This window comes from Baekduia soli, assembly GCF_007970665.1.
In the GTDB taxonomy this organism is placed as follows: Bacteria; Actinomycetota; Thermoleophilia; order Solirubrobacterales; family Solirubrobacteraceae; genus Baekduia; species Baekduia soli.
Map to the genome: position 1 here is coordinate 5,165,359 of NZ_CP042430.1, position 24,209 is coordinate 5,189,567.

Annotated in this window: 22 protein-coding genes; 8 read left to right on the forward strand and 14 right to left on the reverse strand. The window is 72.3% G+C overall.

Going from position 1 to position 24,209, the window contains the following annotated elements; genetic code table 11:
* Positions 1-2 precede the first annotated feature (2 nt).
* Positions 3-1,073, reverse strand: a complete 1,071-nt coding sequence (locus FSW04_RS25180; RefSeq protein WP_146923298.1) for a phosphotransferase family protein — start codon at positions 1,071-1,073, stop codon at positions 3-5.
* Positions 1,074-1,236: 163 nt separating this feature from the next.
* On the opposite strand from FSW04_RS25180, the gene FSW04_RS27670 reads away from it, so the two are divergent.
* The 3 genes from FSW04_RS27670 to FSW04_RS25195 are packed head-to-tail and all read left to right on the forward strand — an operon-like array spanning position 1,237 to position 3,210.
* Complete coding sequence (locus FSW04_RS27670; protein WP_146923300.1) at positions 1,237-1,419, forward strand: EthD domain-containing protein; 183 nt, start codon at positions 1,237-1,239, stop codon at positions 1,417-1,419.
* A 47-nt stretch (positions 1,420-1,466) separates the two neighbouring features.
* Positions 1,467-2,252 carry an SDR family NAD(P)-dependent oxidoreductase gene (locus FSW04_RS25190; RefSeq protein WP_146923302.1) on the forward strand — a complete coding sequence of 262 codons (786 nt, stop codon included), beginning with the start codon at positions 1,467-1,469 and terminating at the stop codon, positions 2,250-2,252.
* A complete protein-coding gene (locus FSW04_RS25195; RefSeq protein WP_146923304.1) occupies positions 2,245-3,210 on the forward strand; it encodes an LLM class flavin-dependent oxidoreductase in 966 nt (321 codons plus the stop codon). The genes FSW04_RS25190 and FSW04_RS25195 overlap by 8 nt, the downstream gene beginning before the upstream one ends.
* Here FSW04_RS25195 and FSW04_RS25200 read toward each other — a convergent pair.
* The 5 genes from FSW04_RS25200 to FSW04_RS25220 all read right to left on the reverse strand — a co-directional run bounded on the left by FSW04_RS25200 (position 3,182) and on the right by FSW04_RS25220 (position 9,301).
* A complete protein-coding gene (locus FSW04_RS25200; RefSeq protein WP_146923306.1) occupies positions 3,182-3,958 on the reverse strand; it encodes a glucose 1-dehydrogenase in 777 nt (258 codons plus the stop codon). The two genes, FSW04_RS25195 and FSW04_RS25200, sit on opposite strands and share 29 nt — an antisense overlap.
* Before the next feature lie 2 nt (positions 3,959-3,960).
* A complete protein-coding gene (locus FSW04_RS25205; RefSeq protein ID WP_146923308.1) occupies positions 3,961-5,331 on the reverse strand; it encodes a phytoene desaturase family protein in 1,371 nt (456 codons plus the stop codon).
* Positions 5,332-5,443: 112 nt separating this feature from the next.
* Complete coding sequence (locus FSW04_RS25210) at positions 5,444-6,322, reverse strand: sugar ABC transporter substrate-binding protein (RefSeq protein WP_146923310.1); 879 nt, start codon at positions 6,320-6,322, stop codon at positions 5,444-5,446.
* Positions 6,323-6,641: 319 nt separating this feature from the next.
* A complete protein-coding gene (locus tag FSW04_RS25215) occupies positions 6,642-7,769 on the reverse strand; it encodes an ABC transporter permease (protein WP_146923311.1) in 1,128 nt (375 codons plus the stop codon).
* On the reverse strand, positions 7,766-9,301 hold the full coding sequence (locus tag FSW04_RS25220) for a sugar ABC transporter ATP-binding protein (protein ID WP_146923313.1): 1,536 nt from the start codon (positions 9,299-9,301) through the stop codon (positions 7,766-7,768). The genes FSW04_RS25215 and FSW04_RS25220 overlap by 4 nt, the downstream gene beginning before the upstream one ends.
* 230 nt (positions 9,302-9,531) lie before the next feature.
* Between FSW04_RS25220 and FSW04_RS25225 the strand changes: the two genes are divergently transcribed.
* A complete protein-coding gene (locus FSW04_RS25225; RefSeq protein WP_146923315.1) occupies positions 9,532-10,461 on the forward strand; it encodes an SDR family NAD(P)-dependent oxidoreductase in 930 nt (309 codons plus the stop codon).
* Positions 10,462-10,486: 25 nt separating this feature from the next.
* A complete protein-coding gene (locus FSW04_RS25230) occupies positions 10,487-10,993 on the forward strand; it encodes a VOC family protein (protein WP_146923317.1) in 507 nt (168 codons plus the stop codon).
* Here the strand turns inward: FSW04_RS25230 and FSW04_RS25235 are convergent.
* Both FSW04_RS25235 and FSW04_RS25240 read right to left on the reverse strand, forming a co-directional pair.
* The gene (locus tag FSW04_RS25235) at positions 10,975-12,744 is read right to left on the reverse strand and encodes an AMP-dependent synthetase/ligase (protein WP_187369094.1); all 1,770 of its coding nucleotides are present in this window, start codon (positions 12,742-12,744) and stop codon (positions 10,975-10,977) included. The two genes, FSW04_RS25230 and FSW04_RS25235, sit on opposite strands and share 19 nt — an antisense overlap.
* Complete coding sequence (locus FSW04_RS25240) at positions 12,741-13,229, reverse strand: VOC family protein (protein ID WP_146923321.1); 489 nt, start codon at positions 13,227-13,229, stop codon at positions 12,741-12,743. The genes FSW04_RS25235 and FSW04_RS25240 overlap by 4 nt, the downstream gene beginning before the upstream one ends.
* A gap of 119 nt (positions 13,230-13,348) precedes the next feature.
* On the opposite strand from FSW04_RS25240, the gene FSW04_RS25245 reads away from it, so the two are divergent.
* From FSW04_RS25245 to FSW04_RS25255, 3 genes are read left to right on the forward strand one after another with little or no spacing between them, the layout of a single operon-like run.
* Complete coding sequence (locus FSW04_RS25245) at positions 13,349-14,248, forward strand: 3-hydroxyacyl-CoA dehydrogenase family protein (RefSeq protein ID WP_146923323.1); 900 nt, start codon at positions 13,349-13,351, stop codon at positions 14,246-14,248.
* Entirely contained in the window at positions 14,245-15,417 is a 1,173-nt protein-coding gene (locus FSW04_RS25250) for an epoxide hydrolase family protein (RefSeq protein ID WP_146923326.1), read from the forward strand. The genes FSW04_RS25245 and FSW04_RS25250 overlap by 4 nt, the downstream gene beginning before the upstream one ends.
* A gap of 27 nt (positions 15,418-15,444) precedes the next feature.
* Positions 15,445-15,924, forward strand: coding sequence for a VOC family protein (locus tag FSW04_RS25255; RefSeq protein ID WP_146923328.1), 480 nt, complete (start codon positions 15,445-15,447; stop codon positions 15,922-15,924).
* 15 nt (positions 15,925-15,939) lie between these two features.
* On the opposite strand, the gene FSW04_RS25260 is transcribed toward FSW04_RS25255, so the two are convergent.
* Genes FSW04_RS25260 through FSW04_RS25285 form a run of 6 tightly spaced genes read right to left on the reverse strand, consistent with a single transcriptional unit; the run spans position 15,940 to position 24,062 of the window.
* Entirely contained in the window at positions 15,940-16,455 is a 516-nt protein-coding gene (locus FSW04_RS25260; RefSeq protein ID WP_146923330.1) for a nuclear transport factor 2 family protein, read from the reverse strand.
* A complete protein-coding gene (locus FSW04_RS25265) occupies positions 16,452-17,528 on the reverse strand; it encodes a hypothetical protein (RefSeq protein WP_146923331.1) in 1,077 nt (358 codons plus the stop codon). Before FSW04_RS25265 ends, FSW04_RS25260 begins: the two co-directional genes overlap by 4 nt.
* A gap of 11 nt (positions 17,529-17,539) precedes the next feature.
* A complete protein-coding gene (locus FSW04_RS25270; protein ID WP_146923333.1) occupies positions 17,540-18,559 on the reverse strand; it encodes an LLM class flavin-dependent oxidoreductase in 1,020 nt (339 codons plus the stop codon).
* Positions 18,556-19,581, reverse strand: a complete 1,026-nt coding sequence (locus tag FSW04_RS25275; protein ID WP_146923335.1) for an LLM class flavin-dependent oxidoreductase — start codon at positions 19,579-19,581, stop codon at positions 18,556-18,558. The genes FSW04_RS25270 and FSW04_RS25275 overlap by 4 nt, the downstream gene beginning before the upstream one ends.
* A gap of 6 nt (positions 19,582-19,587) precedes the next feature.
* Complete coding sequence (locus FSW04_RS25280) at positions 19,588-21,891, reverse strand: hydantoinase B/oxoprolinase family protein (protein WP_146923337.1); 2,304 nt, start codon at positions 21,889-21,891, stop codon at positions 19,588-19,590.
* Positions 21,892-21,929: 38 nt separating this feature from the next.
* Positions 21,930-24,062 (reverse strand): hydantoinase/oxoprolinase family protein, encoded by a 2,133-nt coding sequence (locus FSW04_RS25285; RefSeq protein ID WP_146923339.1) that lies wholly within the window; start codon positions 24,060-24,062, stop codon positions 21,930-21,932.
* Positions 24,063-24,209: the final 147 nt, after the last annotated feature.

A 24,209-nucleotide genomic window follows, 5' to 3' on the forward strand; every position in this document is an offset into this window, starting at 1 on the left:
CGTCAGAGCCCCGCGCGCCGGGCGGCATGCTCGGCCAGCAGTACGACGCCCGGGGCGAATGCCGCGAGGTAGGCGTCGTCGGTGGCGCCCGCCTGCGCGCGGCGGACGTTCCCCTCCATGAGCACCGCGAGCTTCCAGAGCGCGAGCACCTCGTAGAAGGCGATGCCGGCCGCGGGCGTGCCCGTCTGCTCCTCGTAGCGCACCGCGAGCTGCGCGCGGGTGGCGAACCCGGGGCGCCGCGTCAGGCCGCCCTGCTCGAACGCGCCGAGCGTCGGGTCGCCCGGCTCCATCCACAACGCGAGCAGGTAGCCGAGGTCGGCCAGCGGATCGCCGATCGTCGACAGCTCCCAGTCGAGCACGGCGGCGATGCGCAGTGGCGGGCCGGGGGCGAGGATGACGTTGCCCAGGCGGAAGTCGCCGTGCACGATCGTCGCGGGGCCGCCGACAGGGCAGCGGTCACGCAGCCAGCGGGCGACGTCGTCGACCAGCGCGAGCGGGCGCGTGCGGTTGCGCTCCCAGAGGCCGGAGAAGCGGCTGAGCTGGCGCTCGAGATAGCCGTCGGGACGCCCCAGGCCCTCCAGCCCCACGGCGCGCCAGTCGACACGGCCCAGCGCCGCGAGCGCGTCGACGAGGGCCTCGCCGGCGGCGTGTCGCGCGGCGGCGTCGTCCATCGTCGCGGGCATGTCGGTGGTGACCACCGGACCTGCGACGTGCTCCATCACCACGAACGGGGCGCCGAGCACCGACGGGTCCTCGCAGGTGGCCAGCACGCGCGGCACCGGCACCTCCGTGCCGGCCAGCGCCCGCATCACGCGCGCCTCGCGCAGGACGTCGTGCGCGCTGGGAGGGAGCGGCGGGCGCGGTGGGCGGCGCAGGACGAGCCGCAGCTCGCCGCGCGCCACCAGGTAGGTGACGTTGGAGTGCCCGTCGCCGACCGGGCGCAGCGTGATCCCCCCCTCGCCCAGTCCCCGCGCGTCGAGGAACCGCCGCAGCGGCTCGAGCACCACGAGCGGCGCGCGGGCACCCGGCGCGACGTCCGCCCAGCGGCGGACGACGTCGTCCTCGGCGATCACCGTGCCTGCCCCGGCCCGTTTGACATCAAACAAACGATTGGGGGAGTATGACAGCGACCTTCCCCGATGGTGAGGAGCGCCGTGGCCTACGTCGTCATCAACGAGGTGTACCGCAAGGAGGGCATGACCCCGGGCGAGTTCGCCGACTGCTGGGACACACGCCGTGACGTCCTCCACCGACGCCTACGACCCGGTGCCCGACGGCTTCACGCTCCCGGAGTTCGCCTCCGAGGAGGACCTCACCGCGGCGATGACCAGCCCCGAGATGGCCGCCTCGGGGGCCGACGCCGCGGACTTCACGCGCCACTTCGGGCTCTTCACCGTCGAGGCCCGCCCGGTCGTCTGAGGCGCCCGGCCGCCACCAACCCGCAGTACCCACGACAGGAGGACGCAGTGCTCGAGGACAAGGTGTGTGTGGTCACGGGGTCCGGCGGAGGCATCGGCCGGGCCACCGCCGTGGAGATGGGACGCCAGGGGGCGAAGGTCGTCGTCACCGACGTCAATGACGAGTTCGGCGCCGAGACGGTCGACCTCGTGCGCGAGACCGGCGCCGAGGCCACCTACGTGCGCTGCGACGTCCGCAGCGAGGACGAGATCCGCGCGCTCGTCGACACGGCCGTGACGACGTTCGGCGGTCTCGACGTCCTGCACAACAACGCCGGCGTGCACGAGACGGACTTCGCCACGTACCCGACGGTCGACACGCTCCCGCTCGACGTGTGGACCAAGGTGTATGAGATCAACCTGCGCGGCGTATGGCTGGCGACGAAGCACGCCGCACCGCACCTGCGCGCGTCGTATCGCGGACCGGCGATCGTCAACGCCGCGTCGATCGGCGGGCTCGTCGGCTACCCGATGGCCGCCGCGTACTGCTCCACCAAGGGCGCCGTGCTCCAGCTGACCAGGGCCACGGCCATCGACCTGGCCCCCGTGCGCTGCAACGCCTACTGCCCGGGCTCGATCGACACGCCGATGGTCCAGAAGTACGTCGACGCCGCCGACGACAAGGATGCGATCATGCGGGCCTTGACCGGCTCCCACCTCATCCCCCGCCTCGGCCAGCCGGTCGAGGTCGGCCGGCTCGTCTGCTTCCTGGCGTCCGACGACGCCTCGTTCATCACCGGGTCGGCCTTCACGATCGACGGCGGCTCGCTGGCCTGGCGCGGTGCCAATGGCTGACGGCGAGGCCGGGCCCCAGCGGCTCAGTGTCCGCATCGGCGTCGGGACCAGCCCGTTCGCGTCCGACGGGCTGGCCGACGGCTCGTTCTGGGCGCTCATCGAGAGCCTGGAGCGCACGGGCTATGACTCCATCTGGCTCAGCGACACCGCCCACCTGGGCGGCGTCGCGCCGCTGCCGGTGCTCGCCGCGGTCGCCGCGCGCACCCAGCGACTCAAGCTGGGGACCAACGTCCTCGTCCTGCCGCCGCGCAACCCGGTGCTGCTGGCCCGCGAGCTGGCCACCGTCGACGCCCTGTCGGGCGGCCGCATGCTGCCGGCCGGCGGCCTGGGCATCGACATCCCGGCCGAGCTCGAGGCCATGGGCGTGCTCAAGGAGGAGCGCACCGCCCGCCTGGAGGAGTCCATCGGGATCATCAAGGCGCTGTGGACCGGCGAGCCGGTCACGATGCGCGGGCGCTTCTGGTCGCTGACCGACGCCACGCTGTCCCCCACGCCCCGGCGCTCCAAGCTCGAGTTCTGGCTCGGCGGCACCGCCCCGGCGGCACTGCGGCGCATCGGGCGCATCGCCGACGGCTGGCTCGCGTCGTTCATCGGCCCCGAGGAGTTCGGCGCCAAGGTCGACCTCATCCGCGCCACGGCGGCCGAGCACGACCGCTCCATCGACGAGGACCACTACGGCACGACGGTGTTCAGCGCGCCGGCGGAGGGGCAGATCTGCGCGCAGGCCGCCGCGCTGCTGGACCGCCGGGAGGGCCTGGCGCGCACCGACCACGTGGCGGTCGGCGTGGACGCCACGCGCGAGCTGCTGCAGCGCTTCATCGCGCAGGGCGCGACGAAGTTCGTGCTCATCCCGCTGGCCGACGACCCCGTGGCCTGGCTGGAGGAGCTGTGGCCGGAGGTCGTCGCGCCGCTGGAGGCCGAGGGCGTGGTCAGGCCGGGATCTCCAGCCCCCCGGTGACCTCGAGCACCTGACCCGTGATGAGGTCGCTGTCGGGGGAGGCCAGGAAGGCCACCGCGGCGGCGATGTCCTGCGGGCTCGCCGGACGCCCGAACGGGAGCTGGTCGATGACGCGCTGCACGAGCTCGGGCGGCTTCTCGTCCACCAGCCCCGTGCCGGAGACCAGGCCCGGCGCGACGGCGTTGACGTTGACTCGGCTACGGCCCCACTCGCGCGCGAGCGCGCGCGTCAGCCCGATGACGCCGGCCTTGGCGGCGGAGTAGTTCGTGGTGCCCGGGGCGCCGTAGACCCCGACGATCGAGCTCATGTTGACCACCTTGCGGTGGTGGGCGGGCGGCGCGTCGCGGGAGCCGCGCAACGCCGCGGCGCAGGCGCGCGTCATGCAGAACGTGCCCCAGAGCACGACCTCGTGGACGGCGCGCCACTCGGCGTCGCTCATGCGCTGCAGCGGCACGTCGCGGGTGATGCCGGCGTTGTTGACCAGGATGTCCAGGCCGCCGAAGGCCTCGGTTGCCGTGGCCACGACGCGGTCGGCGTCCTCGCTGCTGGTCACGTCGCCGTGGGCGCCGACCGCGCGGATCCCCGCGGCCTGCAGCTCCGCCGCCGTCGCCGCGCAGGCGTCCTCGCGCAGGTCGTTGACGACGATCGCCGCACCCTCGTCGCCCAGGCGCTGCACCAGCGCGCGCCCGATGCCCTGCGCGGCGCCGGTGACCAGGGCGACGCGGCCCTCCAGGCGGCGGCCGTCCATCGCTAGTACCGCACCGTGTCGGCGAAGAACGGCAGGCGCCGGCCGAGCACCGTCTCGGCGGTCGTGATCCCCGACCGCGCGGCCTTGTCGATGCCGATGCCGCGGGCGCGCGTGGTGTCGCCGGTCAGGTAGAGGCCGTCGATCCCGCGGACGATCGCGTCCGGACGCGCGGCGCCGACCTGCCCGGGCTTGCAGATCACGCCGTAGGTCGAGACGAGGTGCGGCTTCTTCCACAGCGCGCCCCTGGCCGCGGGCAGCATCTCCTCGATGTCGAGCCAGAGGTCGTGGAACATGCGGTCGTAGTAGGCGCGGTCGCCGTAGTGGCGCGTGGCGTCGAACGCCGCTCCCACGCACGTCAGGTACTCGCCGGGCGGCGAGACGGACGGGTCGTAGCCGGTGAAGTTCAGCGTGTAGCCCGGCAGGCCGGCGCGAGGCGTCGAGAAGAACGAGGCCATCTCGAGCTCGCTCATCGCGATGACCGGCTCCTCGGCGGCGATCCAGTAGCCGAACCAGCAGGCCTTGTTGCGGTTGTGGGCCAGCGTCGTGATGCGCTCCTGCAGGTCCCAGGGCAGGACGCCGTCGTCGAAGAGCGCGACGAGGTCCCACACCGGCGCGTTGACGACCACCTCGGCGGCCTCGAGCACCTCACCCGGCGCGTCGGGGTCGTCGGGGTTGCGCAGCTCGACGCCACCGACGATACGGTCGGTCACCAGCACGCGCTCCACGGCCGCGGGCTGGATGAGCACCCCGCCGAGCGCTGCGAACGCGTCGGCCATGCGGTGCCAGAGGGCGTCCCAGCCGCCCATGGGCCAGAAGGAGTACCCGGCGGTGCGCTTGCGCTCGTAGTGCAGCTTGCGGATGAAGAGGTTCTCCGAGGCCGAGTGCTCCCACGGCTCGAGCGTGATCTGCTCGAGGACCGAGATCGCCTCCCACACCTGGTAGACGCCCTCGTCGGAGGTGTGGCGAGACATCCACTCGCGCAGGGAGAGGTGGTCGAGCGCGTCGAGCTGCTCGAACGAGGTCTCCTTCAGCGCCTCGATGCAGCGCTTGAGGCCCTGCTTGGCAGCGCCGCCGTAGAACTCCTGGATCGGCATCCACCGGTCCTTGTCCCAGAACGGCATGGAGTCCGAGCGCCGGGAGTGCTCGAGCGGCACGCCGACGAGGCCGCACGCGCGCGTGAGCGAGTCGCCGGGGTCCTCGACGAGATGCGAGCTCAGCCCGATCTGGTGGCCGCGGAACCGATGCTCCATCGCCCGGCCCCCGAGGTACGGGTGCTTCTCGACGAGCGCGACCTTCTTGCCCTCCTTGGCCAGGATGCAGGCCGACACCAGGCCGGCGGTGCCCGCACCGACCACGATCACGTCGTACTTCATGCCTTCGGGCCCCCTCGGTCGTGACGGCCGCGCCCGCGCGGCGACGGCATCGTGATGATGCCGTCACCGCGGGCGGGACGTCGAGGAGCGGCCGCGCCGCCCCCGGGTCGGATCAGCTCACGCCCCAGGCCGTGAGGAACTTCTGCTCGAAGCCCGGCTGGGCGGCGGGCAGCGCGTTGTTGACCGGCTGCGGCGCGTTGTCCTTCGTCCACAGGACGACAGGGGCCGTCAACGCGACCGACGTCGCCGGGTCGCCGCCGGTGAACACCCGCGCCAGGCTGTCGACGACGAGGTAGCCCATCTCCGCGAAGGGATCGGGCAGCAGCGCCGTCTCGGAACCGTCGGCCAGGTTCGGCAGGTTGGCCGCCGTCGGGTAGATACCCACGTTGGAGATGCCCGTGATGCTCGCGCCCTTCAGCGCGGGCGCCAGGCCGAGGGCGGTCGCGTCCTGGTCGTGGACCAAGACGTTGATGTCCCGGTTGGACCGCAGGAAGTTGACGATCCGCGTCGCGGAGTCCTTGCCCAGCGAGGTGACCGGCATGTCGAAGGTCTTGACCTTGCAGTCGGGGCAGTAGCCCGCGACGGCCTTGTCGAACGCCGGGTCGATCGTGTTCTTGTAGATCGGGAACGTCGGCACGGCGATGTGGCCGATGACCGGCTTGCCCTTGCCGGCGACCATCGCCGCGGCGGCTGCGGCCTGCGTCAGCAGGTCGTAGTGCGACGGGCCGGGGATCACGTAGAAGTCCGGCAGGCTCGGCGTGTCGGTGGTCTGCCAGCCGATCGTCGGGATCTTCTTGTCCTTGAGCGTCTTGATCTCGGACTGGAAGACCGACGAGTCCAGGCCCTCGAAGACAACGGCGTCCGGGCTGTCCTTGACGGCCTGGTCCATCGCGTTCTTGTTCTGCTCGGGGGTCAGCCCGCCGTTGATGACCTTGACGCTCCAGCCGAGCTTGGACGCCGCGGCCTTGGTGAACGTCGCGGGGGCAGGCATGCCGCCGGCCCGCACGTAACGAAGTCGATGGTCTTGCCCTTGGGCACGGCCTTGCCGATCGCCGGGACGTCACCGAGGCCCTGGGCGGTCTGGAACTTCTTGAAGTCGGCCTGCGCCTTCGTGTACCCCGCCGAGGCCGAGCCGGCCGACGAAGATGAGCTCGCGCTCGTGGACGACGAGCCGCTGTCCGACGACTTCGAACTCGATCCGCAGGCGGCCACGGCCAGCGCCAGCGCAGACAGCGCCAGCACGACCACGAGCCGCATCCGTGATGCCCTCATTGCCACTCCTCCTGTTGTTGGTGCGCTGCCAGGCCGCGTCAGCGGGCCGGCACCGCGGTATCCCCATCGCCGGAGCCGCCCTCGCCGGGCACGTCCGTCGCGCCCGCCGTCAGGCCACCGTGCGGTGTCGCCTTGCCGGCGCGGATCTGCGTGCGCTCGATCCTGGTGAGCGCAAGTGCGGCGAGCAGCACGACGCCCGTGTACATCTGCAGCGTCCAGGCCGCGGCGCCGATCTGCGTGAGTCCGTTGGTGCCGGCCCCGAGGACGAGCACCGCGATGATCGTGCCCCAGGCGTTGAAGCGCCCGTTGCGGATCTGCGTCGCCCCCAGGAACGCGGCGGCGAAGGCGTCCAGCAGGTATGAGGGCCCGACGTCGGGCGAGCCGGCGCCGACGCGCGCCACGACCATGATCCCGGCGATGCCGGCGACGAAGGCGGACACCAGCAGGCCCATACTGCGCAGGCGCTTGGTGCGCACGCCGGCCAGGCGCGCAGCCTCCGGATTGAAGCCGGTCGCGTAGAGGCGGCGCCCGGTCACCGTGTGCTCCAGCAGCCACCACAGGACCAGCGCGACCGCGATCGCCACGAGCACCGGAACCTGGATCCCGGCGACGTTGGCCGTCGCGATCTTGCCCAGCTCTGTGTTGAGGTGCGGGCTGGTGACCGTCTCCTCGTTGCTGATGAGCAGGTTGACGGCCTGGAGGACCGCGCCGCTGCCCAGCGTGGCGATGAAAGAGTCGATGCCCACGCCAACGACGATGAGCGCGTTGATCGCGCCGACGCACACGCCCATCGCCACGGCGATGACGAGCGCGAGTCCGATGCCGACGTGCTTCTCGACCACCAGCCAGGCCACCGTCACCGTGATGAGCGCGACGACGTTGCCGATCGACAGGTCGAAGACCCCCGTCGACAGCGGGACGACGAGCGCCAGCGCGATGATCGCGATCGTCGCGTTCTCGTTCAGGATGGACTTCGCCGTGTCCCAGGTCGGGAACGTGTCCGGCGCCAGCGCGCTGAACAGGACGACGATCGCCACGAGGACGTACACCGCGCCGAAGCGGTCGACGCGCGACAGGCGCACGAGGTTGCCGACGGTCGAGAGCCGCGGCTCGTCGCCGGCCGCGCCGGGGCCGCCGTGGGCCGAGGAGGTTGCCACCTCGCTCATCGCACGCTCTCCATGACGGACACGATGCGCTCGGGATCGATCTCGGCCCCCTGCATCTCGTCGGCCACCCGTCCGCGGCGCAGCACGATCACGCGGTCACACATGCTCACGAGGTCCTCCGTGTCGGACGAGGCGAGCAGGATGCTCAGCCCCTCGCGGGCGCGGGCCCGCAGCAGTTCATAGAGCGATTCGCGGGCCCCGACGTCGACGCCGGCGGTTGGCTCGGCCAGCACGAGGACCTTGGGGTCGGTGTGCAGGCAGCGACCGAACAGCACGCGCTGCTGATTGCCGCCGCTCAAGGTCGAGACCGGCCGGTCGGCGACAGCGGTGGGGACGCCGAGCTCGGCCAGCCACTCCTGGGCGGCGCGCAGCTCGGACCGGCCCCAGATGAACCCGCCGCGCTTGGACCGCAGCGCTGGCAGCGCCCCGAGCGTCAGGTTCTCGCGGACGGTGAACTCGGCGATGAGGCCCTCCCGGCCACGCTCGGCCGGGACGAGGCCGATGCCGAGGCCGACCGCCGTCGCGGCGGTCGGCGGGTCGATCTGGCGACCCTCGATCCACCAGCCACCGTCGTCGGTCGTGGGGACGGCGCCTGCGAGCGCGTAGGGCAGCTCGTCGCGGCCCGAGCCCAGCAGGCCGGCCACGCCGAGCACCTCGCCGCGGCGCAGCTCGACGTCGACGCCGTCGAGGTACCGGCCGCGCAGGGCCTTGACGGAGAGCACGACGTCATCGCTGCGCTCGGTGACCGTGTGGCCGTGCGCCTGCAGCTCGTGACCGGCGATGAGCGTCGCCAGCTGCTCGGGCGTGTGGGCGGCGACCGGTCCCGCGCCGACGACTCGGCCGGCCCGCAGGACCACCACCTCGTCGCCGAGCTCGAAGATCTCCTCCATGCGGTGCGAGACGTAGACCACCGCATGGCCCGCCGCGCGGACCTCGCGGATGACGGCGAAGAGCCGCGAGACCTCCCGGGAGGGCAGCGACGCCGTCGGCTCGTCGAGGACGAGGATGCGGGGCCCGCTGTCCCAGTCCCACATGGCACGTGCGATCGCGACACAGGTGCGCTCGACCGGCGAGGCGTTGGCCAGCGGCAGGGTGACGTCGAAGTCGACACCGAACTTCTGCAGCAGCTCCCGCGTGCGCGCGATCTGCTGACCCTGGTCGATCCGTCCACGCCGGCGCGAGTAGCCGATCGTCAGCGCAACGTTGTCGACCGCGTTGAGCTCGGGGATCAATCCGAGGTCCTGATGGACGAAGCGCAGGCCCATCGCCGTGGCGGCCTCGGAGTCGCCGAGGTCCAGCGGCTGCCCATCGACCCAGGCATGGGCCCCGGGGTCGGGCTGGTGGAAGCCCGCCAGGATCTTGATCAGCGTCGACTTGCCGGAGCCGTTGTGGCCGAGCAGCGCGAGCACCTCCCCGCGGCGCCCCTCGACCGAGACGTCGTCGAGCGCCCGGGTCCCCGGGAAGGTCTTCGACAGGCCCTGGATGCTGAGTCCGCCCAGCGGGCGGGGGCCGGCAACCGACTCCTCTGACATCTGCTCTGACACCTCGCTCCCCGGCGGCTTCGACGCGGTCGCCACGGTGACGATCGGCGGCGACGCTCTCCTGGATGCTGCGACCGGCTGACCGGCCGCGGCGCGAGCGTAGACGAAGCCCTCGAGAAAAGCAACCGGTCGGTTGGTGGGTTAGCGCCGATGCCGGGGGTTGCGGTATGTGACCGACCGATTGGTTGCTGAGCAGACCATACGGCCGTTAGGCTGGGCCGATGAGCCGGATCTCGCTTGAGGGTCAGGTCGCGATCGTCACGGGAGCGGCCCGCGGGCTGGGGCGCACCTACGCCCTCGACCTCGCCGCGCACGGCGCCGCGGTCGTCGTCAACGACCTGCCCGGCGGGGGGGCCGGCACCGTGGTGGACGAGATCGGGAGCGCGGGTGGCCGAGCGATCGCCGTCGAGCGCGACATCGTCGACCCCGAAGGCGCCCGCGCCGTCGTGGAGGCCGCGACGGGCCTCGGGCGCCTGGGCATCCTCGTCAACAACGCGGGCATGCTGCGCAACGGCCGCTTCGAGGAGCTCACCGCGGAGAAGATCCGCGACATCCTGGCGGTCCACCTGGCAGGAGCCTTCTTCGTCACCCAGCCCGCGTTCGCCGCGATGCGCGACGTCGGCTACGGGCGCATCGTCAACGTCAGCTCGAACACGTCGTTCGGGATGGCGGGGCTGGTCAACTACGCCGCGGCCAAGGCCGGCGTGCTGGGCCTGACGACGTCGCTCGCGCAGGAGGGCGCGCCGCACGGCATCGCGGTCAACAGCGTGCTGCCCAACGGCACGAGCACGATCATGGACGACGACCCGATCCCCGGCTTCGAGGACGACACGCGGTTCGTCGCCGCGTTCCAGGGCGTCGCGCACCGGTTCGAACCCGAGCGCACGGCCGCCCTGGTGACGTTCCTGGCCAGCCCGGCCTGCCCGGCCAGCGGCGAGCACTTCTCATCGCTCGGCGGCCGCTTCGCCCGGGTGCTCTACGCGGTCACCGAGGGCTGGATGAGCCCGGCCGGCGCGCCGGCCGGCGCCGACGACGTGGCCGAGCACTTCGCCGAGATCGCCGACGCGGGTCGCATCGCCCTACTGCCCACCAGCATCCGCGACGAGTTCGAGCTGGTGGCGCGGTCCCTGGCGTCCGATACGCGGGCCTGAGGGCCGTGTCGGGGCCGGTCCCACGGTGCCGGCGATCCGTCGGGCCCCGGTCGACCGCACCGCCGCCGACCACGGCTGGGCGGGGTTCGCGGTCGCCGTGCCCGACTTCGACGAGACGCTCGGCCGGCTGCGTGCCGCCGGCGCGACCATCACCGAGCCGCTGCGCCACGATGGCCTGCGCCGCGTCGCGTTCCGCGACCCGGATCTGGCCCTCGTCGTGGAGATCCTCGAGGAGGGCGCCGCCACGCCCGGCGGGATCCGGCCGCGGCACTACCCGCTCGCCCCCGCCATCGTGTCGGTCACGCTGTCGGTCGGGGACCTCGAGCGCGCCCGCGCGTCGCTGGCCGGCGTCGTCGGCCTGGTCCCCGTGGAGCGCGAGCTCCACACCCCGGCTCTCGAGCACCGGCGCGGCCTCGATGACGTGCGCCGCGAGGCCTTCGGGTTCGCGCCGCAGCCGGCGCTGCTGCGCCCCGCGGCCTGGCCGGCGCCCGCCGTCCCACCGGGCGGCGCCCCTCACCGCAGCGCGGCGTAGAGCGCCTCGATCACCCCTGCGTGGTGGGCGGCGATCTGCTGGCGCCGCAGCTTCATCGTCGGGGTCAGGAGGCCGTCCTGCGGCGTCCACGGCTGCGGCGCGACGTGGAAGCGCTTGATCTGCTCGACCCGGGCCAGCCGGGCGTTGGCGCGCTCCACCGCATCGGTCAGCGCCGCGTGCACGGCGGCGTCGCCGGGCGCGGCCTCCGGCCCGAACGTCGCCGCCAGCACGTCGGGGTCCAGCGCGAGCAGCGCGACGTTGTAGGGCCGCGCGTCGCCGATGACGCAGGCATGGGCGAGCAGCGGCGAGGCCGCCTTGAGCTCGGCCTCGATGAGCGCCGGCGACATGTTCTTGCCCGCCGAGTTGATGATGATCTCCTTCTTGCGCCCGACGAGGCGGAGGTACCCGTCGTCGTCGAGCGCGCCGAGGTCGCCGGTGTGGAACCAGCCGTCGGGGTCGATGGCCTCGGCCGTGGCGTCCGGGCGCCCGTGGTAGCCGCGCATGAGCAGCGGGCCGCGGACGAGGATCTCCTGGTCGGCCGCGATCCGCAGCTCGACACCCGGCGACGGACGACCGACGGTCCCCAGCCGCACCCCGCCCTCCGGGCTGGACGTGCCGCCGCCCGTCGTCTCCGACAGGCCCCACAGCTCGCCGAGCGGTACGCCGATCGCGTGGAAGAACGCCGCGACGTGGACCGCCATCGGCGCGGCGCCGGTGTGGGCGGCGCGCAGGCGGTCGAGCCCGTGCGCGCGCCGCAGCACCTCCAGCACGCCGGCGTCCTCCGGGCCGGGGCGCCGAACGCGCAGCGTCCGGCCCGCCCCGGCGTCGGCGATGATCTCCTGCGTCCCCCGCGCGATCGCGTCGCGGTACGCACGGCGCTCGGGCTCGGGCAGCGCGCTGACCCCGGCCTCGATCCGTGCCTGCAGCTTCTCCCAGATCCGCGGCACGCCGAACATCCACGACGGGTGCACCTCGGCCGCGAGGTCGTAGATCTGCGCCGGGTCGGGGCAGCAGGTCGTCGTGAAGCCCAGCGCCATCGGCAGGTAGTGGCTGACGTTGCGCTCGGCGACGTGCGCCATGGGCAGGAACGAGATGACGCGCGTCTCGCCGCGCAGGTCGATGACCTCGGCGAAGGAGCGGGCCGCAGCCATGGCGTTGCCGTGGGTCAGCTCGACGCCCTTGGGCGGACCGGTCGTGCCCGAGGTGTAGATCAGCGTCACGACGTCGGAGGCCTGCGGTGCCGGCCACGGGCCCGGCGGGGGCGGTGCGGGCAGGTCCTCCAAGGCGACGGCGCCGGGCACCGCGCCACCCACGGCGATCACGCCGGGACCCGCAGGGTTCACGAGCACCAGGCTGTCCACGACGTCAGCGAAGCGCGGCTCGGTCATCAGCAGCCGCGCACCCGAGTCGTCGAGCAGGCTCTGGATCTGCGGTCGCGAGTACGTCGCGTAGACGGAGAACGGCACGCCGCCGAGCCGCATCACGGCCGCGTCGGCGACATGGAACTCCGGCCGGTTGGTCAACAGAAGCGCGACCCGGTCCCCGGGGGCCACGCCGAGCGCGGCGAGCGCCGCAGCGCAGCGCTGCACCTCGGCGTCGTACGCGGCCCACGTGAGGGTTCGGGTGCCGTCGGCCGTCCGGATCGCGAGCCGGTCGGGCACCCCGCGCACGGTCGCCGCGAAGGCCTCGCACAGCGTCGGCGCCCCGAGCCCGAGCTCCGGGCTGCCCGGCGTCGCCTCAGCCCCGCTCACGCCTGCCCGGCGTCGGCAGGCGGCTCCCAGTGCCCGTCGACGGCGACGTAGGGATAGGCGATCTCGACGCGCGCGCCATGTGCCGCATCCTCGGTCACGAACGTCCAGCCCTGCCACGGCAGGCGGTCGTCGGTGGCCAGCTCGGTGCTGGTGACCTCCACGCCGGCGGCGTCCAGCGCACGGGCGGCGGCGGCCGGGTCGGGATGCACGAACGCGATGTGGTCGACGCACTCGCCGTGCTTGGCCAGGTGCTGGGCGCGGCCGCCTTCGCCGAGAGGCTCGACGAGCTGGATCTCGGCCCCACCCGGGCAGATGAACGTGGCCCAGCGCACGGGGTCGGACTCGGGGCCGAAGCGCGGCATGATCACCGGCGGCTCGAGCAGCTGGTCGGGGTCGAGCACGGTGAGGATGCGCGTCCAGTCCTCGACCGCCTTGTCGAGGTCGCGCACGAGCAGTGCGATGTGGGCGAGAGCTCCCTGGGCCATGACGTGTCTCCTCCTGCGGGCGATGACCGGACGATCAGGGTCACCTCCCAAACGTTGGTTTGTTACGGTGCGCCGTGAGCTTAGGGGAGCGGTCGGGTCCGGACAACAGGAGCGTGGCGATGGACACCAACTTGGTCGGCGTGGTCGGGTGCGGGGCGATGGGTCACGGGATCGCCCAGATCACGGCCCAGGCCGGGCTCGGCGTCGTCGTCTGCGAGCGCGGTCCCGAGCCTCTCGAGGCGGGCCTGGCCCGCATCGACGCCAGCCTGGCGCGGCTCGAGGCCAAGGGCGGCCTGGACGGATCGGCGGCCGATGTCCGCGCCCGCATCGCCCCCACGGTCGACGTCGCCGACCTCGCCGACTGCGACCTGGTCATCGAGGCCGTCGACGAGGACCTGGCGACCAAGCTCGGCGTGTGGCGCGCCGTCGCACCGCTGCTGGGCCCCGACGCGGTGTGCGCGACGAACACCTCGTCGCTGTCGGTCATCGACCAGGCGGTGGTCACCGACCGCCCCGACCGCTTCATCGGGCTGCACTTCTTCAACCCGCCGCAGATGATGAGCCTGCTGGAGGTCGTCGGCTCGGTCGCCTCGTCCGACGCCGCCGTGGCGGTCGGGCTCGCCTACGGCCGGCGACTCGGCAGGGACGTGGTGCAGGCGCCCGACCGAGCCGGCTTCCTGGTCAACCGGCTCCTGTTGCCCTACGTCCTGGATGCCGTACGGGCGATGGAGGGCGGCTTCGGCACGATCGCCGACATCGACCTCGGCATGCGCAAGGGCACCGGCCACCCCATGGGCCCGTTCACGCTGCTGGACTTCGTGGGGCTCGACGTCGTGATGGCCATGACCGACGTCATGTTCGAGGAGTACCACGAGACCCGGTTCTCGGCGCCTCCGACGCTGCGCAAGCTCGTCGCCGCAGGCTTCACCGGCCGCAAGTCCGGGCGAGGCTTCTACGACTACGCCACCGAGCCGCCGACGCCGCTGGACGCCCCGCGCCCGGCCGGGGCCGCCGCATGAGCCCAGCGGCGGAGCCCTTCGTCGTCGACGTGCCGGACGCGGTCCTGGAGGACCTCGCCGGGCGCCTGGCCCGCACGCGCTGGCCCATCGACCCGGAGAACGACGACTGGCGCTACGGCGCACAGCGCGCCTACCTCGAGGACCTCGTCGAGCACTGGCGCATGCGGTATGACTGGCGCGAGCACGAGCGCCGCATCAACGCCTACGCCAACTTCCGCACGACGATCGACGACGTGCCGGTGCACTTCATCCACGAGCGGGGGCGCGGGCCGGCGCCGATCCCCCTGATCCTGTCGCACGGCTGGCCGTGGACGTTCTGGGACTTCCAGCACGTCATCGGCCCGCTCAGCGACCCCGCGGCGCACGGCGGCGACCCGGCCGACGCCTTCGACGTCGTCGTCCCCTCGCTGCCCGGCTTCGGGTTCTCGACGCCGCTGCGCCGCACGGGCATCAACTTCCACCGCACGGCAGACCTGTGGGTCACCCTCATGCGCGACGTCCTGGGCTATGACCGCTTCGCCGCGCAGGGCGGGGACTGGGGGCATCTCGTCAGCTCCCAGCTCGGCCATCGATACCCCCAGCACATGATCGGCGTGCACCTGAGCCTGGCGATGCCGATGGACCTGTTCACCGCCCAGCTGCCTGGCGAGGACGCCTACGAGCCCGACGAGCGCCACTTCTACCACCACACGCAGGCGCGGATGGCGCACGCCACGACGCACGTCGTCGTCCAGAGCACCGATCCGCAGACGGTCTCCTACGGGTTGCACGACTCGCCGGTCGGGCTGCTCGCCTGGCTGGTCGACCGCCGGCGCTGGTGGAGCGACTGCGACGGCGACGTCGAGCGGCGGTTCTCCAAGGACGACCTCATCACGACGACGATGCTCTACTGGATCACCGAGAGCTACGTGTCCAGCGCGCGGTTCTACTGGGAGGCCAAGCACCATCCGTGGCGGCCCGTCGACGACGCGCGGCCCGTGGTGCGGTCGCCGACCGGCGTGGCGATCTTCCCGCAGGAGCTCGCGATCATGCCGCGGGCCTGGCTGCACGAGTACTACAACCTGCAGCGCCTGACCTACATGAAGTCCGGCGGCCACTTCGCGCCCGCCGAGGAGCCCGAGGCCCTGGTGGAGGACGTCCGCGCGTTCTTCCGCCCGCTCCGCGGCTGACCGCACCGCCACCGACCCGGAGGACCCATGCCCACCGACCAGCTGCACCACTCCGGCATGCTCGTCGCCGACATCGAGCGATCCGCCGCGTTCTACATCGAGGCGCTCGACGCCCGCTACCTGTTCCGCCCGGCCGTCAACGAGGGTGCCGGGGCGCAGTACGTGCTCGGCGGCGACGACGATGTCGCGTTCACGTTCTGCTACCTCGGCTTCCGCACGGGCGCCGTCGAGATCATGCAGTTCCTCAGCGGCGCGCCCGACTGGGCAAAGGACCCCGTCCGCGGCCGCCTGCCCCACTTCGCGCTCGTCGTCGACGATGTGGACGAGACGACCCGGCGCGTCGTGGCCGCCGGCGGCAGCACGCTGTGGCCCGAGCCCATCGACTGGGGCGGCGCGAAGGTCATGTACGTCGCCGACCCCGACGGCAACCCGATCGAGCTGTTCGACGTCGGGCTGGAGGAGATCGTCTCCCGCACCCTGGACCTGTTCCCCGCCTCGGCACCCTGAGCGGACGGGCGGCGCTCAGCCCCCGTCGCGCCGCAGCTCGCCGGGCAGCACGCCACGGCCCGTGTGCGAGTGGGGCCAGTCCTCGCCGGCCTGGGCGATCGGGTTCTCCGCCCGGGCCTGGCCGAACCACAGCAGGTGGCGGCGGTGGTGGAACAGCCAGCGGCCGTCCTGGCGCACGTAGCGGTCCTGGTAGAGGATCGACTGGTCGACGAACTCCTCGCCGAAGTCCAGCTGCGCCCAGCAGTAGACCGTCCCGTGGGCGTGCTCGGCGTCGTCGAGCTCGATGAGGTGGTTGCCCACGAAGTGCACCGTCGGGCCCTTGCGAAACCAGCGCTCGTGCTCGCGCCGGACGGTGTGCAGGTCGATGTCGGGGTACTCGGCCGGCTCGTCGACCTCGGCCCACAGTGACAGCAGCAGCTCGGCGTCGCGGAAGTCCTGGGCGTAGGCGTAGCGCAGCGGCAGCTGGCGGATCTCGGCGTGCGCGAGCAGGAGCTGGGTCGGGTCCATGCCCGCCGGGCCCAGGCCGCTCATCGCGGGCCGCCGTCCTCGGAGGGCAGGTAGCGCGCATGGACGCCCAGCCCCGTCTCCACGTAGCCGTGGCCCGGCTCGCCGTCCAGGGTGAACACCGTCCCGTGGTCGGTCTGGCCGCGCAGGAAGGCCACGACCGCCGGGTCGGTCAGGTCGTGGCGCTCCCGGCCCGGTCCCTGGCGGACGGGGTCGGGTGAGTAGCCCACGCCGGAGAGGAACAGCCGGATGCGCGGGTCGATCCCGACGGTCAGCCGGCGGCCGTCGTCGAGGTCGACGCCCAACTGCCCGCCGGACAGCAGCACGCCGTCGAACGTCAGGTCGTGCTCGATGCCGGTGACCTGGCGCACCGTGCCGGAGCCGTCGACGAGCCAGCCGTCCTGGAGCACGCGGCGCCCCGACGCCGTCTCGAACAGCAGCATGTACAGGGCCCGGCCGGCGAACTCGGCCATGACGGCCAGGACGAGGCCGCGGCGCGGCGCGCCCTCGTGCTTTCGGACCCCCCAGCCGCGGTCGCGGAAGCCGTGGCGGCCGCGGACCTCGTGGCGGTTGCCCTCGACCTCCACCCAGCCGTCGTAGACGCCGGACTGGAAGAAGTTCATGTAGTGGGTGGCCACCGCGCCGTCCTGCTCGATGCGCAGCGGCGTGGTGGGCAGCGGCACGAAGCGCGAGCGGTAGGTGAGCTCCAGCGCGAGCGACCCGTCGGGGTCGGCGTAGGCCAGCTCGACCTCCTTCAGGGGCGCGACCGACTGCACGCGCACCCCGTCGACGACCGGCTCGTCGGGGTCGTCGCCCGGCGCGTAGGGCGCGTCGACGCGCACACAGTGCTGCACGGTGCCGGTGCAGGCCCCGAGGAACGCCCGCCGCAGGCCGGCCTGCGGCCACACCGCGCGCCCCATGTTGAGGATGAGGTCGTCGCCCGCGAAGAGCAGGTGGTAGCAGCGCTCCTGCCAGTTCGGGCTCTCGTGCTCGGTCTGCGTGCGCGGGGCGACGCGCTGATGGCCGTAGGACTCGTCCAGCGCCGTCACCACCGGCGGGGCCGCGATCTGCGGCCCCGCGCCTGTCTCGGTGTCCGTCATGGGAGTGATCCCTACCGGAAGGCGGGGATGACCTCCTTGCCGAACCGCTCGATGCAGGCCAGCTCCTCTTCGAAGCTCGGGCCGTTGGCCTCCCGGAACGACATGATGAGGTAGTCCATGTCGAGCTCGTCCTTGAAGTGCTGGACCGACTCGATGCACTGCTCCGGGCTGCCGACGATGAAGCGCTCCTGGTGATGCTGGTCGAAGCGGAAGTCCGCCTCGCCCTTGATGTCGGCCAGGAACGGCTCGAACTCCTCGACCCAGCGCGGGACCTTCTCGAAGTAGAACCAGTGCTCGGCGCGGATGACCGGCCACCACGTCTTCTCGACCTCGGCCATGGAGTCCGCGACCCAGCCGTCGCGCAGCAGCACGACGCTCTGCTTGTCGGCGGTGCCGTACTCGTCGGCCGCGTCGCGGTACATCTTGGTCCAGTGCTTCATGACCTGGAGGTTGTGCAGCGGGTCGGTCGCCCACGGCAGGCCGAAGCGCGCGGCACGGCGGACGCCGGGCTCGGACATCGCGCCCATCCACATCTCGGCGGCGACAGGCAGCGGGCTGATCTTGCCCTTGATGTCGAAGTGCTTGGAGTGGTAGTCGAGGTCCTCGCCGGCCCACGCCCGCTGGACGAGCTCGACGCACTGCTCGAAGCGTGAGACCTGGGTCTTCGGGTTCAGGCCGTACAGCTCGAACTCGGCGGGGAAGTTGCCCATGCCGACGCCGAGCTTGAGGCGGCCGTTGCTGATGATGTCGACCATCGCCGCGTGCTCGGCGGCGTGGATCGGGTGCTCGAAGGGCAGGAGGTGCACGGTCGTCCCGATGTCGACCCGCGACGTCGAGGCCGCTAGCGCACCCAACGGGCCCCACGGGGACGGGCAGTAGCCGTCGGGCATCATGTGGTGCTCGGGGATGAACAGCCCGTCGAAGCCGACGGACTCCGCGAGCTTGCCGGCCTCCAGGAGCTCCTTCCAGCGCAACACGATGTTGCTGGCGTCCGGCGGGTCCTGGGGCTTGAACAGCAGTCCGAACTTCATCGTCGGTCTCCTCTCGGCACCGGTTCCGGCGCCATGGCGTTGGGGACAGCAGCAGGGTGGGTCGGCTCCGCGTCGGCCAGCAGCGGTGCGAGCCCGCTCGCCAGCAGCTCGACGTGGCGCTCGGCGATCACGTCGGGCATGCCGGCGACACGCTCCCACAGGAAGACGTGCCCGAGGGGCAGCCTCTGCCCGAGGCTCGTCAGCTCGGCCGCGGCCTGCTCCACGGTGAGGACGCGCACCGGCGGCGGCGCGCCGGCGCCGCGTGCGGCGAACAGGCGCGTGAGCGGACCCTCGGGCGCGCCCTCGTGTGCGTAGGAGTCGTAGGTCGCCCACTGGTGCTCGGCGTACGGCGCGACGAGCGCGCGGGTGCGCTCGGGGTCGTCGGCCAGCAGCACCGACAGCGGCCCGGAGACGCGGAGGCCGGCGAGGGGATGCCCGGCCAGGGCGCGCGCCTCGAGGTAGGGCGCCCACAGCTCGGGGTTGAGACTGAGCAGCCCGGCGCCTGATCGGCCTGCCAGCCGCGCGCCGCGCGCGCCATGGGCGCCGACCCAGATCGGCGGGCGCTCCTGGAGCGGCCCGGGCGTCACCGCCGCGCCCTCCCACAGCGCGCGCACCTCGACGGCGCGCTGCTCGAGGAGCGCGAAGCGCCGGGCCGGATCGACCCCGAACGCCTCGAACTCGGGCACGCGGTACCCGGCGCCGAGCCCGAGCTCCAGCCGGCCGCCGCTGAGCTGGTCGACGACCGCGGCCTGCTCGGCGATGTCGATCGCCGGGCGCAGCGGGGCCAGCAGCACCGCGGTGCCCACACGCACGGTGCGGGTGCGCGCGGCGACGGCCGCGGCGAACACCAGCGGCTGCGGCAGGTAGCCGTCGGCGAACAGGTGGTGCTCGGACAGCCAGACCGACCGCAGCCCGCGGCGGTCGGCCTCCTCCGCGGCCTCCAGTGCACGGCCGTGGACCCGATCGGTCCCGACCCGCCACGGCTCCGGGTCGCGCAGGTCGAAGTAGATCCCGAGTTGCACGCGCTCCTAGACCTGGCCTGGCCTCAGGTCCCACCGCGGCGGCGCGCCGTCCACGACGATCTCGGTCTGGAGCAGCCGGCCCGTCTCCGGGCAGATCACCTCGCGGAACTGCACCTCGTGGTCGGTGTAGATCGCCGGGTCGCGCAGCGTCGGGTTGCCCTCGTCGAGCGGCATGTCGCGGATGAGCGCCTTGGCCTTGTAGTTGCCCTCGGCCGGCCCGAGATCCACGTCGCCGGCGTGGAACCGCCCGTCGGCGATGTCGATGTACTCGCTCACGACGCCGTCGGGCGGCACCGTCCCGTCGCCCTCCCCCGCGCAGTCCTCGTCGCCCGTCCACGGCCGGCCCTCGGCCAGGCGCTGCCCGATGACCGTGGCCCGCCGGGCGGCGGTGGCCTCGGCGTCGACGGCCAGGTCCTCGCCCTCGCCGGTGAGCACCACGCCGTAGGCCTTCAGCCCCCAGTCGGCGGTCACGCGGCCCAGCAGGACGTCCTCGCGGACCATCTCCGGGTCGCGCTCCAGCGGGTCGCCGTAGCCGCCGGCGCCCGCCCAGCTGAAGATCCACAGGTCGTCGCGTTCGGTGAAGCGGTCGAAGGACTTGGCCGGGACCCAGTCGGTCTCGCCCGCCAGCTGCTCGGGTTCGGTCGGCGTGGTGCCGGTGCGCTCCATGTAGCCGGGCACGTCGGCGCCCTTGATGAGCCGGAACGCGTTGGTCGACGTCGGGTAGCCGCCGAACAGGCCGGGGCCCGGGACGGCGACCTCGGCGCCCACGGTGACCCAGTTGATGCGGTCGGTCTTGTGGCTGAGCACCGCCCCCTCGCAGCCGTTGCCGCCGCGGAACTTGCCGGCGCCGCCGGAGTTCGCCACCTCGCGGCGCCACAGGTAGATGATGGGGTAGAAGAGCTCGTTGTCCTCCACGTTGGGGATCGTGGACTGCAGGTCCCACGGCCAGCCGCCCGTGTCCTGGCCGTCGCGCCAGGGCAGCGCCGCGAGCGCGGCGCCCACGGGATCGTTGAGGAACGAGACGTACTGGCTGCCGCGCTGGTCCAGGCCCGAGATCGCGTTGACCGGGTAGCCGAGGACGCCCATGCAGCTCATGACCTCCTCGCGCAGGCGCTCGTCGGTCGACGAGAACAGCATCTTGGAGATGACCAGGCCGGCCATGCCGATCGAGTGCAGCAGCGTCGTCGGCGGGCCGCCGGAGACCGCCGCCGGCCGCGTCGCACAGCTGATCGTGCCCGGCACGACCTCGAACTCGATGTTCCGCATGGCGCCCTCCAGCGCGAACATCTGGTCGAAGAGCATCGTCGATGCGAGCATGCTGATGACCGCGCCCTTCCACGCCGCCAGGCACGCATTCAGCGCGCCCTGCTGCTCGGCCGAGCCCTCGTTGGAGAACACGAGCTTGCCGCCGCGCTTGGTCAGCTTGACCCGGTTGCGGTACAGGCCGCGGTCGCCGGGGAGCTTGACCTCCATCCAGCCCTCCTCGGTCCACGTGCCGTCCGGGATGCTCTCCAGGCGCTTGGAGAACGCGGCCGCGGAGTCGTCCTGGACCTTGCGCATCGTCGCCTTGACGGTGCTCGCCCCGTAGCGGGCGACGAGGGCCAGGACGCGGTCACGGGCGACGTTGCATCCGGTCACCTGCGAGCGCAGGTCCAGCGCCACGAGGTCGCCCAGGCGCGAGTTGCGCGTGTAGAGCTCCTCGATGTCGCGGCGGATCTCGCCGCCCTCGACGATCTTGACCGGCGGGTAGCAGGGGACCTCCCAGTAGACGTCCTCGGCCATCGGGTTGAACCCGCCCGGTGCGGTGCCGCCGAGGTCCCATTGGTGCAGCGTGTTGGAGACCCAGCAGAAGAGCTTGCCGTCGACGAACACCGGGCAGGCGATGACGACGTCGGGCTGGTGCGTCGTCCCGATCCACGGGTCGTTGGTGAGGTACATGTCGCCCTCGTGGATGCCGGGCTTCTCGGACCGGTACTCGAGCGTCCACTTCACCGCGGTCGCGCTGCTGACCGCCAGGTACAGGTTGTACTTGCCGAAGAAGACGTAGCCGCCCTCCTCGTCGAGGATCGCCGGGTTGAAGTCGTGCCCGTAGGCGCAGATCGGCGACCCCGACGTGCGGATGATCGACTGCCCGTGCTCGACGTTGACGTTCCAGAGGGCGTGGCGCAGCACCTCGTGCGTCACGGGGTCGACGGTCTCGTCGGCGTCGGTGTGCAGCTGCAGCGAGGGGTGGATGTCGAGCTGGTCGGGCGCGATGTAGGGGTAGACGCTGCCGTCCCACTTGATGGTCGTGTCGACGTCGGTGGCCATGGGTTCTCGGTCCTTGTCGGTTGCGGTGGGGCGGGCGGTCAGGCGGACGCGGTGGCGTGGGTGCCGGTGGATCCCGAGCCGGCCTCGGTGCCGACGTCGATGAGGACGCTGCCGAGCTCGTCCAGGCGCGCGGAGGCGCCCGGAGGCACGACGACGGTCGTGTCGGGGAACTCGAGGATCGCCGGGCCGTCGACCTCGGCGGCGGGCGAGAGCCGCGAGCCGTCGAAGATGTCGGTCGGCGTGAACGCGCCGTGCTCGCGCCAGTAGACGTCGCGGCGGCCGACGGGCTCGGTGTCGCTGCGGTCGATCGGCGGCGGCACCGGCGTGCGCACCTTGCCGCGGGCCAGGAGCTTGAAGAGGCCGATCGACGTGCCGGCCCCGACGAACGCCGAGCCCTTGCCGTAGATCTCCTCGTAGCGGGCGATGAACCGGCCGACCTGCTCCTCGGCGTCCTGCGCGGTCAGCGTGCCGCCGGGCACCGGGACCTCGACCTGGTGGATCTGCAGCGAGAACTTCATCTCGACCAGGCGGGTCAGCTCGATGTCGGCCTCGGCGAAGCCCTCGGCCGTCAGCTGCTCGCGCGCGGAGGCCTCCATCTGGGCGAAGACCTCGTTCATGCGTTCGTGCGAGAACGGCGCGATGAGGACCTCGGAGTGCTCGCGCACGTGCAGGACGTCGGACGTCATGACGCCCAGGGCCGACCAGGTCGAGGCCAGGTCGCCGAGCGGGATGACGACCTGCTGGGCGCCGAGCTCGCGGGCGAAGGCCACCGCGTGTGCCGCGCCGGCGCCGCCGAACGCGTAGATGACGAAGTCGCGCGGGTCGCGGCCGCGCTCGACGGTCATCTGGCGCATGAGGTCGGCCATCTGGGATTCGACGATGCGCAGCGCGCCGTCGGCGGCCGCCACCGGCTCCAGGCCGATCCCGGAGGCCACGCGCTCCACGGCGGCCAGGGCGCCGTCGCGGTCCAGCTCGAGCTCGCCGCCGAGGAAGTTGTCGGGGTTGTAGCGGCCCAGGACCGCGTCGCAGTCGGTGACGGTCGGCTCGGTGCCGCCGCGGCCGTAGCAGACGGGCCCGGGCAGGGCGCCCGCGCTCTGGGGCCCCACGCGCATCGTCTGGGAGTGGTCGTCGACCCAGAGCAGCGACCCTCCGCCGGACCCGATGGACTCGATGTCCACCCGCGGCATGAAGAAGGTGTACTGGTTGATCACGGTCTCCGACGAGGTGACCGGGTCACCGTCGACGATGATCCCCACGTCGAACGACGTGCCGCCCATGTCGCAGGCGATGACGTTGGGGTGGCCCATGCGCTGCGCGAGGTACGCGGCGCCCGCGACGCCGCCGACCGGGCCGGAGGCGATCGTGAAGAGCGGGTGGCGTGCGGCCTCCTCGGCGTGCACCACGCCGCCCGCGGCCTGCATGATGAGCAGCGGGTTCGTGTAGCCGCGCTCGGTCGTGACGCGGTCGACCTGCTGGATGTAGCTCGAGGTGGCCGGCCCGATGAAGGCGTTGATGGCCGCCGCGGCGGTGCGCTCGTACTCGCCGGGCTTGGCGATGAGCTCGTGGGCGCAGGAGATGAGCACCCCGGGGGCGAGCTCCTCGATCATCGCCTTGACCCGCAGCTCGTGGTCGGCGTTGACGAAGCCCCAGAGGAACGACACGGCGATCGCCTCGACGCCGTCGGCCACGAGCTCGGAGATCGCGGTGCGGACCTCGTCCTCGTTGAGCTCGAGCAGGACGTCTCCGGCCCAGTCCGTGCGCTCGGAGACCTCCTTGATGCGCGTGCGCGGGACGATCGGCTCGGGCTTCTTGTGGCGCGAGACGTGCAGCAGCTCGTCGATCGTCAGGCCGGCCGAGCGCCCGGCCGAGCGCATGATGATCAGCGCGTCGCCGTGGCCGCGGGTCGTGATGAGCCCCGTCCTGGCGCCCTTCATCTGCACGAGCGCGTTCGTGCCCACCGTGGTGCCGTGCAGCAGCAGGTCGGTGGAGCCCAGGAAGTCGGCCGTCGAGAGGCCCAGCCGCCCGGCGACGGTGTCGATCGCGTTGAGGAAGCCCTCGGCGAAGTTGGGCGGCGTGGAGGACACCTTGGCCAGCGTGATGGCGCCCGTATCGTCGAGGACCACGCAGTCCGTGAACGTCCCGCCGATGTCGATCCCGCAGAAGTAGCCCATGAGCTGCCCCGGTCTCCTCGTCTACCTATCGGTTGGTTGACCCCGCGGCGCGAGTGTATGGCGAGGCGCGCGACCTCGTCAAGCCACGGGGCACCCGGAAGGCCGGGCCACGTCATCCACCGGGCGTTTGGTTGTGTCGCGGACGGA